Origin of the sequence: Flavicella sediminum, assembly GCF_006381105.1 — a bacterium.
GTDB classification, from domain to species: Bacteria; Bacteroidota; Bacteroidia; order Flavobacteriales; family Flavobacteriaceae; genus Flavicella; species Flavicella sediminum.
The window spans coordinates 120,060-131,716 of the sequence record NZ_VDET01000016.1 but is presented as its reverse complement, the minus strand read 5'-3'; the positions used below and the strand labels follow the sequence as shown (position 1 = coordinate 131,716).

The 11,657-nt window shown below is 33.7% G+C and carries 19 protein-coding genes; 17 read left to right on the top strand and 2 right to left on the bottom strand.

Annotation, left to right across the window (positions count from 1 at the left end; translation table 11 throughout):
• From FGM02_RS14355 to FGM02_RS14340, 4 genes are read left to right on the top strand one after another with little or no spacing between them, the layout of a single operon-like run.
• The gene (locus tag FGM02_RS14355) at positions 1-303 is read left to right on the top strand and encodes a hypothetical protein (protein ID WP_139959184.1); all 303 of its coding nucleotides are present in this window, start codon (positions 1-3) and stop codon (positions 301-303) included.
• A 3-nt stretch (positions 304-306) separates the two neighbouring features.
• The gene (locus FGM02_RS14350; protein WP_139959183.1) at positions 307-1,701 is read left to right on the top strand and encodes a phage portal protein; all 1,395 of its coding nucleotides are present in this window, start codon (positions 307-309) and stop codon (positions 1,699-1,701) included.
• Between the two features lie 33 nt (positions 1,702-1,734).
• Positions 1,735-1,989, top strand: a complete 255-nt coding sequence (locus FGM02_RS14345; protein ID WP_139959182.1) for a hypothetical protein — start codon at positions 1,735-1,737, stop codon at positions 1,987-1,989.
• 40 nt (positions 1,990-2,029) lie between these two features.
• A complete protein-coding gene (locus FGM02_RS14340; RefSeq protein WP_139959181.1) occupies positions 2,030-3,856 on the top strand; it encodes a hypothetical protein in 1,827 nt (608 codons plus the stop codon).
• A gap of 1 nt (position 3,857) precedes the next feature.
• Here the strand turns inward: FGM02_RS14340 and FGM02_RS14335 are convergent, their stop codons facing one another.
• Positions 3,858-4,040 (bottom strand): hypothetical protein, encoded by a 183-nt coding sequence (locus FGM02_RS14335; RefSeq protein WP_139959180.1) that lies wholly within the window; start codon positions 4,038-4,040, stop codon positions 3,858-3,860.
• Between the two features lie 88 nt (positions 4,041-4,128).
• Here FGM02_RS14335 and FGM02_RS14330 point away from each other — a divergent pair, with 88 nt between their 5' ends.
• From FGM02_RS14330 to FGM02_RS14275, 13 genes are all read left to right on the top strand, one after another.
• Complete coding sequence (locus FGM02_RS14330; RefSeq protein ID WP_208021521.1) at positions 4,129-4,392, top strand: hypothetical protein; 264 nt, start codon at positions 4,129-4,131, stop codon at positions 4,390-4,392.
• Between the two features lie 244 nt (positions 4,393-4,636).
• Positions 4,637-5,227 carry a DUF4355 domain-containing protein gene (locus tag FGM02_RS14325; protein WP_139959178.1) on the top strand — a complete coding sequence of 197 codons (591 nt, stop codon included), beginning with the start codon at positions 4,637-4,639 and terminating at the stop codon, positions 5,225-5,227.
• Positions 5,228-5,245: 18 nt separating this feature from the next.
• A complete protein-coding gene (locus FGM02_RS14320) occupies positions 5,246-5,776 on the top strand; it encodes a hypothetical protein (RefSeq protein WP_139959177.1) in 531 nt (176 codons plus the stop codon).
• A 28-nt stretch (positions 5,777-5,804) separates the two neighbouring features.
• Entirely contained in the window at positions 5,805-6,902 is a 1,098-nt protein-coding gene (locus tag FGM02_RS14315) for a major capsid protein (protein ID WP_139959176.1), read from the top strand.
• 3 nt (positions 6,903-6,905) lie between these two features.
• Entirely contained in the window at positions 6,906-7,229 is a 324-nt protein-coding gene (locus FGM02_RS14310; protein WP_139959175.1) for a DUF6706 family protein, read from the top strand.
• A complete protein-coding gene (locus tag FGM02_RS14305; RefSeq protein WP_139959174.1) occupies positions 7,223-7,522 on the top strand; it encodes a hypothetical protein in 300 nt (99 codons plus the stop codon). The genes FGM02_RS14310 and FGM02_RS14305 overlap by 7 nt, the downstream gene beginning before the upstream one ends.
• Positions 7,510-7,935, top strand: a complete 426-nt coding sequence (locus FGM02_RS14300; RefSeq protein WP_208021520.1) for a hypothetical protein — start codon at positions 7,510-7,512, stop codon at positions 7,933-7,935. The genes FGM02_RS14305 and FGM02_RS14300 overlap by 13 nt, the downstream gene beginning before the upstream one ends.
• Entirely contained in the window at positions 7,919-8,362 is a 444-nt protein-coding gene (locus FGM02_RS14295; protein ID WP_139959173.1) for a hypothetical protein, read from the top strand. Before FGM02_RS14300 ends, FGM02_RS14295 begins: the two co-directional genes overlap by 17 nt.
• 3 nt (positions 8,363-8,365) lie before the next feature.
• The gene (locus FGM02_RS14290) at positions 8,366-8,878 is read left to right on the top strand and encodes a hypothetical protein (protein WP_139959172.1); all 513 of its coding nucleotides are present in this window, start codon (positions 8,366-8,368) and stop codon (positions 8,876-8,878) included.
• 70 nt (positions 8,879-8,948) lie between these two features.
• Entirely contained in the window at positions 8,949-9,392 is a 444-nt protein-coding gene (locus FGM02_RS14285) for a hypothetical protein (protein ID WP_139959171.1), read from the top strand.
• 68 nt (positions 9,393-9,460) lie between these two features.
• A complete protein-coding gene (locus tag FGM02_RS18325; RefSeq protein WP_262711123.1) occupies positions 9,461-9,589 on the top strand; it encodes a hypothetical protein in 129 nt (42 codons plus the stop codon).
• Positions 9,586-10,131, top strand: a complete 546-nt coding sequence (locus FGM02_RS14280; RefSeq protein WP_139959170.1) for a hypothetical protein — start codon at positions 9,586-9,588, stop codon at positions 10,129-10,131. Before FGM02_RS18325 ends, FGM02_RS14280 begins: the two co-directional genes overlap by 4 nt.
• A 157-nt stretch (positions 10,132-10,288) precedes the next feature.
• A complete protein-coding gene (locus FGM02_RS14275) occupies positions 10,289-10,924 on the top strand; it encodes a thymidylate synthase (RefSeq protein ID WP_139959169.1) in 636 nt (211 codons plus the stop codon).
• On the opposite strand, the gene FGM02_RS14270 is transcribed toward FGM02_RS14275, so the two are convergent.
• A complete protein-coding gene (locus FGM02_RS14270; RefSeq protein WP_139959168.1) occupies positions 10,908-11,498 on the bottom strand; it encodes a hypothetical protein in 591 nt (196 codons plus the stop codon). The genes FGM02_RS14275 and FGM02_RS14270 overlap by 17 nt on opposite strands.
• Positions 11,499-11,657: the final 159 nt, after the last annotated feature.

The following is an 11,657-nucleotide window of genomic DNA, read 5'->3' as shown; positions in this document are numbered from 1 at the left end:
ATGAATACAGAAACGAGAAAAGAACGCAAAAAAAGAGAAGCAGAGGAAGCCTTGATTATTCAGGTAGAAACTACATGGGCCAAAATTAAGGGCACTACTGTTAAGCTGCATGGTAGAAAGTGTAAAATCAGACAAATTGTGCGATCAAAAGCAAATGAGCTCCCTAAAATGGAGTTAAAGGATGGTTCAATTATCAATCATTACCTAAATCTTAAAAAAGCAATTTGTGTTGATGGAGTCAAAGGATTCAATAATTACATAGAATTAGTAAATAAAAGAATTAACGAAATAAAGCAAAAATAAATCATGATTTACGAGGATTTAAAAGCCTTAATTATATCAGACTTTGATAAGGCAATAGATGTTTTAGAAGCTAAAAAGAAAGATAAGGTTTCTGAATATGTTGATGAATATAAAGGAAACAGAAAGATTGCAGGAAGGAACCAAGTTGGATTAAGACAAGACAAATCTATAGGGAAAGGTGATAAAGCAAAAACTGTAGTTGTTGCCAAAATTCCATTGCAGTTTCAAAAGAAAATTGTCCGTTCTGCAGCAGCTTTTTTATTTGGTTCACCTGTAAACTTAACTTCTGAAAATGAGGAGGCACTTAATCTGGTGAAGGATGTATGGGATGATAACAAAGTAGATAATTTATTGCAAAAGTTTTGTGAAACGGTTAAATCAGAAACGGAAGCGGTTTTCTTCTTTTTTCCTCAAGACAAAGAAATTGACGGTAAAACTAAAAAAACAGTAAAGATTCGGCTGTATAACAGTAAGAATGGCTCTTATGCACCAACTTTTGATGAATTTGGAGATTTGATAGCGTTTGTTTGGTCCTTTTCTTCTGTAAATACTGAAGGTAAAAAACAAGAAAATAAATGGGTCTTTACAAAAGAATATACCTATAAAAAACACAAAGGCTCTGACGGTTGGGTTGATACAGAACCTCCAGCTGCAAATCTATTTAAAAAGATTCCTGTTGTCTATATGTCACAAGATGAGCCCGAATGGTTTGATGTTAAAGAATTGATTGATCGTTTTGAAATGAACCTATCGAAATTCTGTGATACCAATGATTATTTTTCTTCACCCATAGTTAAGTTGTTTGGAAAGGTTGAAAGTATGCCGGATAAACAGGATCAAGGAAAGGCAATTAAAATTCCTCAAGAATACAAGGATGGAAAACTAATTCAATCGGGAAATGCGGAATATTTAACATGGGATCATGCTCCTGAAGCAATCAAATTGGAAGCTGAAATTTCTGAGACGATGATTCATAGCTTGACAGATACACCAGATCTTTCTTTAAATAATTTAATGGGTGCTGGAAACGTAGCTTCTGGAACAGCAGCCAAATTTATGTTCATGGCTCCAATATTAAAAGCTAAATGGAGTGAAGGTGATTATTCAACTGCAATCGGTAGAATTATTTCTTTGATTGTTCAGGGAATAACTGAAGTTTCTGTTGATGGAAAAGCATCAACGTTTGAAGGATTTAAAGCAAGTGTGGAGTTTACATCAATATTACCGGATAACATTGTAGAGCTCATCTCTATGCTTTCAGAAGCTGCGGGAGGTATGCCATTTATTAGTAAGGAAACGGCTGCTAGTAAAAGTGGATTAGTAAAGGATGCTGCTGAAGAGATTTCTAAAATAAACAAGGAGAGTTCAAGTTCGCTTGGAGAAGTGGTTGAGCCTTAATAATAATTGATAATTAAAAAACTCTAAATCAAAATGGAAAATTCAAAAGAAGTTAAAGAGGTAATTGTTAAAGATGCAAAGGTAGTTGTGAAGAGTAATTTTCCAATTGCTGAAACAATTCGTGAAGTTGGAAAATCAAAAATGATAGCTGAAGGAAGTGGAAACTGGTTTCGATTGGTAGAGAGAATAGGGAAAAAGGAGAATATCATTTTCACTGATGGTGGAACCACTTTTAAGAAGTTTAAACAAGACTGCGTAAAGTATCTCCCAAAATCAAAAAAGAACTAATTAAATGTCAAAGTCCCTGTATCATACTAAGCTTTTAAATATGCTGCTTGATCAAGACAAGTCAATGGATAAATTGTATCGAATTACATCGGTACAGCTTGCTGCTGCATTGAAAAGATACAAGCTTAAAAAAACTACAGGGATATGGTTAGGGAACAGCTCGGTTGAAAAAGAAATTGATAAGATTATTGCTTCCCATGGTGAAAAACTTCACAAGCTAATTGGTAACAATATTGAAAGTTCCTGGAACCTTGCTAATGCCGCTAGTGATGCAGAAACAAAAGATTATTTAAAAGGTACCGGTGTTTCTTCTGATGGATTGATGTTAAGGAATACAGCTGCCCTCGAAGCTTTTAAAACTAGAACTGCAGGAGGATTTAAGCTTAGTGATAGGGTTTGGAATTTGAATAGTCAAACAAAAAGTCAATTGGAATCTTTGCTTTCGTCTGGTGTGATTGAGGGGCGTTCTGCTGTGAAAATGGCAAGTGATTTGAAACAATATCTTAAAGAACCAAATAGAAGATACCGAAGAATTCGAGATAAAGAAACAGGGAAGCTAATTTTGAGTAATCCGGCTAAGAACTATCACCCAGGAAAAGGCGTTTATAGATCTAGTTATAAGAATGCATTAAGACTTTCAAGAAATGAAACGAATATAGCCTATCGAACAGCTGATTTTTTAAGAGTTCAACAAATGCCTTTTGTAGTTGGAGTAAAAGTCAATCTTTCAAATTCTCATTTAGTTTATGATATTTGTGATGAATTGCAAGGAAAATATCCAAAGGATTTCAAGTTTACAGGGTGGCATCCAAACTGCCTGTGTTTCACAACTACTATCCGATTGCCAAAGGATAAGTTTATTTCATACATGAATACTGGTAAGATTGATGGTAGGTATCAAGTTACCAAAATACCAAGTAAGGCGATTAAGTTTTTGGCAGGAAATCTTGATAAAATTAAAAAATCTAAGCCTTATTTTTATTCAGACAATCCAAAGTATTTAGGAGCTAATCTAAAAAAGGAAGCTGCCAGATCTACTAAGAAAGCGGTTAAACTTAAACCTAAGCCTAAAGCTGTAATTCCTAAAAAGATTGAAGCACCATTAGAAACTAATACAAGTAAGTTCATTAAAAACGTAAAAGAGTTTAATGATAAATCTGTGAAAAATACTTTGTTTGAGTTTGCGAAAGAATTCCCAGAGAATTTTAATGGAGGATTGAAGAAGGTGAGTTTTTCAAAAAGTTTTAGAGGCTTGATGCACAACTCTAGGTCATATAATACTAGAACGGGGACGTATGCAATAGAAGATGGAAACTCGATTGGAATAAGGAAAGGGACTTTTAGAATGAATTCTAAAGGAGATACATTTAGTCCATTGGAAGACTTTAGAGAAGCATTAACCACGATAAAAAATAAAGGGGACTTTACTTTTAACCAAGAATATGCACTTGAAGCGATGTGGCATGAGTTAAGACATTCTCAAGCTAGAGGATGGGCAAATGTTAGGCGTAAAAACCATCAAAGAACCGTATCGATGGAAATCATTAATCAGTTTTGTGCACGGCATACTTATGATGACTTCATTTCAAAATTAGGAGGAAAGGCTATCCATAAAACTAAGGTGATAGAGGAAGGATATGGGTATTCTAATCTATTATCAAATTTTAGATATACGTTGAATAAGTTTGGAATTGATGAACAGAAAACGTTGGCATTTTTTAAGGATCGTATTCAGACTTTGCCATATGAAGACATTCACGATATATTAGTCAAGTATTTAAAAGATAACAATGTAACTGATTATATAAGAACCGTTCATAATTTCAATGAGGATCCAGAGTATTTTATTAAAATTATAAATAGGTAAACTAATGACTAAAAGTTCTTTCGAAATTCCTTTTGGATTCAATGCTAAGCAGGTCAAAATACTTGTCAAATGTAGCTGTGTCTTTTCGTTTTTGAGCCAATACACAGATATAATAATTGTCAAGATTTTTAGAGGTGCTAAGTTCGTATTCCTCTTGAGAAATATAGACGTCAAAGATGTACATCAACTCCTGTTTAGTAGGATTAAATGCGAAGATATTTTTCTTAATAGGTTGTACATCAGTCATAAACACAAAAATACAAAAAAAACGAATGAATTCAATGTCGGATAAGATTTTTGAGCGCCAACTAACGGTCATGAAGGCTTTTAAGCGGTATGTAAGTGATCAAGGGATTAGATTGCCTTCCAAGGCTACAGCAAAAAGAGATTTGTTTGTAAGCTGGTTCTTGGTTGAATTTCAAGAGTGCGATATTGATACAATTATAAACGAATTGTCTAATAATTTCTTGTTTCTATCTGAGAAAACAACGGAATCAATAATATTTAACAATGCAAAGAGATCCAGTAAAAATTGATAATAGACGAAAGTTTGTTAAGCGTTATATTGAAAGGGAAGAAAAAATAAATCCAGGAATAAATCGACAACAGATTTTAAATGAATTGTCTGATTTTTTAGTCTTTAGTAATAAAAGAACACTAGAAAGAATAATCTATAGTAAATAAACGACACTACGGGATAGCGCCTTGCAATCCCTTTATTTTCCTATGCTGCGAGTTTACATTTGAGTTAATATAAATGTCAAACTAAATCATAGTAGCATGAATCCAGAATTATTAGCAGCACTCAGCGCTGCACTGTTATCGGCAGGGCTAACTGAGGACTCAGAAGAATTCAAGGCAGTTATTGCCGAACCTTTCAAGGGTATCTCGGATAAACTTGAATTGAAATTACCAACAACCTTAGATGAAGTTTTACAGAACCCAAATTTCAAAAGCGAATTTGACCGAAAGGTGACTGCAGCTACTCAAAAAAGAGAAGATAATTTGAAAGATCAATGGGATTTTGTAGAAAAAGGAAAAGCCCCAAAAGAAGAAACTCCTTTGGAGAAGAAAGTGAGGGAAATGGAAGAAACCAATAAGAAAAGAGATGCAGCTGAAGCATTATCTAAGAAAACTAAAACAGCCGAAAAACTGTTGGAAGGTAAAAAAATCCCAAAAGCTTTTATTAAACATTTTGATTTTGAAAGTGAAACATCTTTAGAGGATCAGATTGAAGGAGTGGAATCAGTTTTTACAGAAGTTAAACAAGGAATTGTGGCTTCAAGTGGTGTTGGAGGTCCATTTCCGATGGGGGGATCTGGTGAAGGAGCGAGCGAACAAGAGTTAGCAGACATTGTAGACGATTTATAAACTAAAAAATAAAGACAAATGTCAGGAATAAAAACCACAGACATCACTTATCCAAATGATTCGATAGTGATCGTTAGTAATTTAGAAGGGATTCCAGGAGGAAAGACTTTAAACGTTGCTGGTTTGGTAGCTGAAGAAGTACAGGCAGGAACGCCGGTAGTTTTCATTGACCCAGACTACAAACCGCTTTCTAGTGGAGTAGTATTTGAAGATGCTGCAGACAGTGTAAAGGTTGTGAAGTTCAAAAAAGGGCACTACTTAAGAGTAGGTGATGAAGTGTTGTCTGGAACAATTACTTCAATTGATACAACTGATGAAAATTTTGATTCAGTAACTACAGATGTTGCTATCGGTACAGCAGTTACAGCTGATCAGGCAATTGTAAATGATGGAGACAAAGCAGTTGGTGTTGTTTTGGGAACAAAAACAGTTGAAGATCCTTCAGTTGGTATTATGGTTCGAGGAACAGTAAATGAAGCGGCTTTGGTAAATCCAATTAATGCTGATGTGAAAACAGCATTGCCATTGATTAGATTCTATCAAGAGTAATAATTAACAATTTATAAAAGAATAATAGATGAAAATAGGATCATTATTTCCAGTGTTTGTGAAGAAATACTTCAAAGGTTTAGTAACAGCACTAGTAACAAAAATAGATGATAAAAAAGGGGAACCAGAGTACTTTTACAAAGCTCTGTTTAAAAAGAAGTACGAACCAACATTAAAGTTTGAATCTTTAATTGGTCGTGGTTCTATTTCTGCTGCCGATGTTGTTGCTGTTGACTCTCCGTTGCCTTTAAAGAAAAGAGATAGTATATCTAAGTCTGAAGGAGATATTCCAAAAATGGGGATGAAATTGTCTCTAAGAGAATCTGAAATGAACAACATAGATACTATGATTGCTTTGGATTCAGGAGGTACAAGTACTAAGGAAGTGGTAAAACTACTTTTTGGAGATGTTAAAAAATGTATTCATGGAATACATGCCAGACTAGAGATATTAGCACTACAAGCCTTGTCTACAGGTACAATTTCTATTACTTCAGAAAATAATACCGGAACAACAAATAGATTGGAGTTTGCTATTCCTTCAGCCAATAGAGGAGGAGCTTCTGTCAAATGGGAGACTTCAGCAACCGCTAAGCCATTGGATGATATAGAAGCAATTCAAACTAAAGCGAGAAAAAAAGGAGACAAATTAAAGTATATTTTAATGTCTCCAACTTCTTTCAATCAATTCAAGAAAACAGCCCAGGTTTTAGAAAGGTATGCTGCTTATTTAAATTTAGCAGGATCAAATACGATAGTCCCTTCTTTGTCAAAAGCAAATATGTTTATGCTGGAGGATTATGGAATGCAGATTGTTATTGTGGATTCTAGCGTTCAAATAGAGAAAAATGGTAAGAAAACGGCTATCACTCCATGGGAGGAAGGCAAGGTTACTTTGTTAAATTCTATGGAAGTTGGAGATTTAGCTTATGGTACTTGTGCAGAAGAAAGAAGACCGGTTGCAGGAGTTGTATATGAGAAAGCAGATGATATTATGTTGTTGTCTAAGTTTTCTACAAACGAGCCTTTGGCAGAGTTCACATCTGTTCAGTCTTATGCTTTACCAGTTTTAAATGACGTTGAATCAATTTATCAATTGAACACGTTGAAAACAACTTGGGCCTAATAGATGACGAACAAAGATGTCATATTAGCTAAGGCATTATTTCAATCGTTTCCAAGTGTTACGGTTGACAAAGCATTAATTGACCGCTCCTTAAATGGGGCGGACAATTATGTTTCTAGTTCTTTGAAACAAATTGAATTGGTAACTGCTGATTTGTATGTGGAGGCAATGACAAGTCCTGATTTTCAAGAAGGAAGTTTGTCGGTCACTTATCCCAGAGAGTTATTGAAAGATTTGGCAATCAAGATTTACACTAAACATGGTGATGATAAGTTGTATGATTTAAAAGATACTCAAGGAAGTATTGAATCAGTAAGCCCATGGTAAGATATCCACATTCTGCAATACTGGTAATAAAGACAGCTGAAAACGAAAAAGGAACTCAGCTTGATGCTCATGGAGATGCGGTTGAGATAGAGCCTGTCGAAATTCCAATTATTGGAAGATATGAACCAAATGAAGGAAATAAAAAGCTTGACTATTCAGCAAAGTTTTTTACACCATTATTTGATATTGGTCCATTTGAAAAGGATGGACATTATTTAAGGTATGAAGGAAAAGAATTAACGGTAGTTCAAATATTTCCATACCAAAGACATTGTGAAATATGGGTGGAATAGACGCAGTTTTTAAGAATTCTCGTATTCTGAATGCTTTTGATCAGCTTAATGAAAGAGCTGAATGGAAAGCTTTGGAGACTTTGAGGTATTTGGGAGAGGAGTTTGTAAACAAAGCTAGGTTGCTTAATACTTACAGAGATAGAACAGGGAATCTTAGAGCTTCGATTGGTTACATTATTTTAAAAGATGGAGTTGTTGTTGAGGAGAATTTTGAAAGAAGCAATGATGGAAGCTCGAAAGGGAAGGAAGTAGCTGCTAAATTGTCTGATCTCTATCCTTCAGGATTTGTTTTAATAGGAGTTGCCGGAATGGAATACTCAAGATATGTAGAAGCGAAAGGCTATGATGTTATTTCAGGCTCAGAACCTGAAGCAAGTGAATTAAAATCTATATGGAATGAAATCAGTCTTTAACATTATTAATGCAGCTAGAAACTTATTGAATGTCGAAGTAGTTAGAAGTTCTATTAGTGGGAGTATTTACAAAGTAGAAGCGCCCAAAAAAGGTCTTGAAGATATTACAATAAACGTTTTAACTATTGGAGGTGATTATCTTCAGAGAGGGGTTTTAAACGTGAATTTGTACTTAAAGGATTTGAAATCGGGATTAGCAAACACCAAAAGGTTTGAAGAGTTGTCAAATATCATTCTTCCCTTGTTAGATAATAAAAAAGCGGTTGATTATGATATTACCATGATTGTAAATGGCCAAGAGCAAAGTTTGTTTGAAGATCATAGCTACGTGTTTTTTGAAATTGATTCTCCAGGAGTCATTTTGAAAGATCAAGAAAGAGAGAATACACATTTTTTAAATATTAAATTAAAATATCAAACATTATAAATTATGTCAAAAGCAGATAATATTTTAGGAGTTGGTAAAGTTGAAATTGGAGTACCTGGTGACGGTGTTGTGAGTGCAGCTTTAGTAGAATTCAAAGACGTTGAAGTAAATTCTGTTAGTTTCGAAGGGGAAGTAACAGCAACAGAAATTTTAAAAACAGAAAATAACGAAAACTATCTAACTGTTGATGGGGAAACTACTCCAGCTTCAGTGAAACTAAGATTGTTAGGTGTTCCGTTAAGTGAATATCCAATGCTTATGGGAGGAACTTTTGCGGATGATAAATATTCGGCCCCAAAGAAAAAATCAAGCATTTATTTGTCATTGGTGCTGACCTCGCTTCCAAACAATGGAAAAACGAGAGTCATTACAATTCCTTATGCTCATGCTGAAGCTAAAGTTCAAGGAAATATTACCAAAAATGCATTGCCAGCTGTAGATATTACTTTTACGGCAAACATCCCAGTAACAGCATCAGGTGTGGAGGGTAGTCCTTACACAGTAGAAGATCTATAGTTATAGAAGTTATTAAATAATTAAAGAGCGTGTTGACATTGTGCGCAACACGCTTTTTTGAATATAGCTTATGAGTAAAGAACAAGCCTTAATTCAAGCATTCATTCGGAAACCGACAACTTATAAAATATCGGTAAGGAATAATTCCATGCTTCCAAGCAAAATAAAGAAGAAAAAAGAAATCTCTTTTACTATTAAACCACCTACACCTTATGTACTGGGCTTGTGTGCAGATATTCTTGGGAATGTTCAGGATGATGTTTTTTCAAAGGAAGTTGATCTAAAATTAATTACAAGTTTTCAGACGGAAATAGCTCAGGTTATTTCAGTCTTAGCTCATGAAGAAATAAATTTTCCAGATTGGTACGTTGATTTTATTAGAAAAAATGTTGAACTAATTGAGCTAAAACAAATAATTCAAGAGATCGCTGTAAAGTGTAATCCTGGTTTTTTTTTGAGTTGTTTCCAAATTGCAAAAGACTCAAATCCGATGATGATGACCAAGAAGAAATAGATAGGTTTAATCCGTTTGCTCATATTGGTGGGCTTTGTACCCATTTCGGGTTTTCATTCAAAGAAGTAATGTACGAAATCTCGTTTCAGAATGGATTAATGTTATCAGCTTCAATTCCTAAGTCGAGAACGGAAAAGAAGAAAGAAAAGGAAGGAGCAAAGAATGATTTATTTACAATTTTAGGAAAAGCAAAATGAAAGAAGCATTTTTAGGAGTTTACCAAGTATTAAAAAAGATGTCTGAAAATCCGGATTTATTGTGTGCTCAGTTTTGGTTGAAAATTAAAAAGCTGCATGAAACTTATAATGAACAAGAGGTTTGGGAACTTATGTTTGATAATATGGAATGGCTTATTCAAACTAAAGTAATTTCATCGAAATATTTACTAAATAATTTTACGATTGAAGAATTAGCAGCTCACAATATTTACTTAAAGGACAAGGTTATTATCAAAAACAAAAGAGCAATTCTTTTTGGATCAGCAGAAGCTGAAGTTTCCGGACATAGTTTAATTGTACAGTTTGAGCAATCAGAATCTAAATGTTATGATACTACATTCGTAAAGCTATATGATCAAGCTAAAACAACTGTGAACGGTTGTATGGCGGAAGGTTTTAATGAATCAATTATAATAGGCAAAGGGTATTCTAGAATTGAAGCTTGGGACAATGTTACGGTTTCTTGCAAAGAATCTGATTTTGTTGTTTTGCAAGAAGGAGCTATAGAAATCAAGAAATAGTAGAGGGGGATAAAAATCCCCCAGCTTTAAAAAATCTCTGACCACTTTTTAAACAAGAACCACACAGGCTGCTGGAGGAAAATACCTTCGATTGCTTGTGTGGTTTTGTAGTAAGTAGTCAGAGGGCCAAATATAATAATTAATATCATAAAAGCACATGAATAAATATCACGAAATTCTTACGAAAATTTTAGAAAAAGGAAAGAGCCAACAAAATAACAAAGGAGGAATAAAGTATTTGCACAATCAAAAATTAGAATTAAAACCAATTGATTTACTAGATATTTTAGAGGGGCATCCTTTGGCTAGAAATAAGTTGAAGAGTGAGTTGGAACTATTTATTTTAGGGGAAAGAAATATTGAAGAATACAATAAAATAGGTGTCACTTGGTGGGATTATTGTGGTTCGATTTTAGTGAATAGTTATCCTACTTATTTTGAACAGTTACCTCAATTAATTGAAAAAGTAAATTCGGAGAAAAGAACATCTAAAAATTATGTTTTGTTTTTAGGAGCAAATGATGCAAAAACTAATCAGCAACCCTGTCTTTCTTTAATCCAGTTTCAGATAGAAAATAATAAGTTAGTGTTGACGGCATATCAAAGAAGTAGTGATGCTTCATTGGGATTGCCCTCAGATATTTATCATTTATATTTAATATCTAGGCAGATAAATTTACCCTTAAAAAGTATTACTCTAATGCTAGGAAATGTACATATTTATCAAAATAATATTACAAACACAAAAAGACTTTTAAGAGGTGAAAACATCAAGTTTAATTTGAATGTGTAGAGATTAATTTACTAAAATTATTCGTTTGGTGTCTAATATTATTAGGCACCATTATTTTTTCTCCTTTGATATATTTTTCCTCATAGAAAATTTTAAAAGTAATATCATCTGGAATAATAAATTCAGGCAAATTTTCAATGGCGTGTCTTAAATTATTCTGGTCAAAGTGTGGGCAAAGATCAAGTCCTTTTAAAGAAACCTGATTCATTAGTTTTATAGCCAATTGTTGTTTGTCTATAATCCATTTTTTGCCCTTAAAGTAACCGTAATTGTACCAATATTTTCCATTGGTCTTATAATTTCCATTACCGGTTAAATCATAATAAATGTTATCTAATTTTTTGCAGGACCAACCGACAGAAGATCGGTTAGTAAGGCAATTTTTTTTGTCATAATTAGTAATAGAAGCGCATTCACCAGTTTGATGAGCGTGCAATATAAATTGATATGGATGAACTTCTTTACCTCTAAAAGTAGCCTTTGTTCCTTTCCAATTTTGGATGAAACCAAACAGTGTTCTAATCATAGCGTATGCATTAATGATAGATTCTTCAGGAATATTAATTGTAATCAATTCTCCCTTTATAACACAGTTCAATTCTTTAGCGAAATCTAAAGCGATTTTGAAGTTCTTGGACTTGTTTTTAGTAAACGAAAGTGAGTACATAAAATAAATGACACTACGGGATTGGACATCTAAAATACTTCTTTTAAGAGACTTGTGAAAGTACTT

Excerpts from the sequence above, each read along its gene's own strand:
- FGM02_RS14355 (WP_139959184.1), top strand. The coding sequence starts at position 1 with ATGAATACAGAAACGAGAAAAGAACGCAAAAAAAGAGAAGCAGAGGAA.
- FGM02_RS14350 (WP_139959183.1), top strand. The coding sequence starts at position 307 with ATGATTTACGAGGATTTAAAAGCCTTAATTATATCAGACTTTGATAAG.
- FGM02_RS14345 (WP_139959182.1), top strand. The coding sequence starts at position 1,735 with ATGGAAAATTCAAAAGAAGTTAAAGAGGTAATTGTTAAAGATGCAAAG.
- FGM02_RS14340 (WP_139959181.1), top strand. The coding sequence starts at position 2,030 with ATGCTGCTTGATCAAGACAAGTCAATGGATAAATTGTATCGAATTACA.
- FGM02_RS14335 (WP_139959180.1), bottom strand. The coding sequence starts at position 4,040 with ATGTACATCTTTGACGTCTATATTTCTCAAGAGGAATACGAACTTAGC.
- FGM02_RS14330 (WP_208021521.1), top strand. The coding sequence starts at position 4,129 with ATGAATTCAATGTCGGATAAGATTTTTGAGCGCCAACTAACGGTCATG.
- FGM02_RS14325 (WP_139959178.1), top strand. The coding sequence starts at position 4,637 with ATGAATCCAGAATTATTAGCAGCACTCAGCGCTGCACTGTTATCGGCA.
- FGM02_RS14320 (WP_139959177.1), top strand. The coding sequence starts at position 5,246 with ATGTCAGGAATAAAAACCACAGACATCACTTATCCAAATGATTCGATA.
- FGM02_RS14315 (WP_139959176.1), top strand. The coding sequence starts at position 5,805 with ATGAAAATAGGATCATTATTTCCAGTGTTTGTGAAGAAATACTTCAAA.
- FGM02_RS14310 (WP_139959175.1), top strand. The coding sequence starts at position 6,906 with ATGACGAACAAAGATGTCATATTAGCTAAGGCATTATTTCAATCGTTT.
- FGM02_RS14305 (WP_139959174.1), top strand. The coding sequence starts at position 7,223 with ATGGTAAGATATCCACATTCTGCAATACTGGTAATAAAGACAGCTGAA.
- FGM02_RS14300 (WP_208021520.1), top strand. The coding sequence starts at position 7,510 with ATGGGTGGAATAGACGCAGTTTTTAAGAATTCTCGTATTCTGAATGCT.
- FGM02_RS14295 (WP_139959173.1), top strand. The coding sequence starts at position 7,919 with ATGAAATCAGTCTTTAACATTATTAATGCAGCTAGAAACTTATTGAAT.
- FGM02_RS14290 (WP_139959172.1), top strand. The coding sequence starts at position 8,366 with ATGTCAAAAGCAGATAATATTTTAGGAGTTGGTAAAGTTGAAATTGGA.
- FGM02_RS14285 (WP_139959171.1), top strand. The coding sequence starts at position 8,949 with ATGAGTAAAGAACAAGCCTTAATTCAAGCATTCATTCGGAAACCGACA.
- FGM02_RS18325 (WP_262711123.1), top strand. The coding sequence starts at position 9,461 with ATGTACGAAATCTCGTTTCAGAATGGATTAATGTTATCAGCTTCAATT.
- FGM02_RS14280 (WP_139959170.1), top strand. The coding sequence starts at position 9,586 with ATGAAAGAAGCATTTTTAGGAGTTTACCAAGTATTAAAAAAGATGTCT.
- FGM02_RS14275 (WP_139959169.1), top strand. The coding sequence starts at position 10,289 with ATGAATAAATATCACGAAATTCTTACGAAAATTTTAGAAAAAGGAAAG.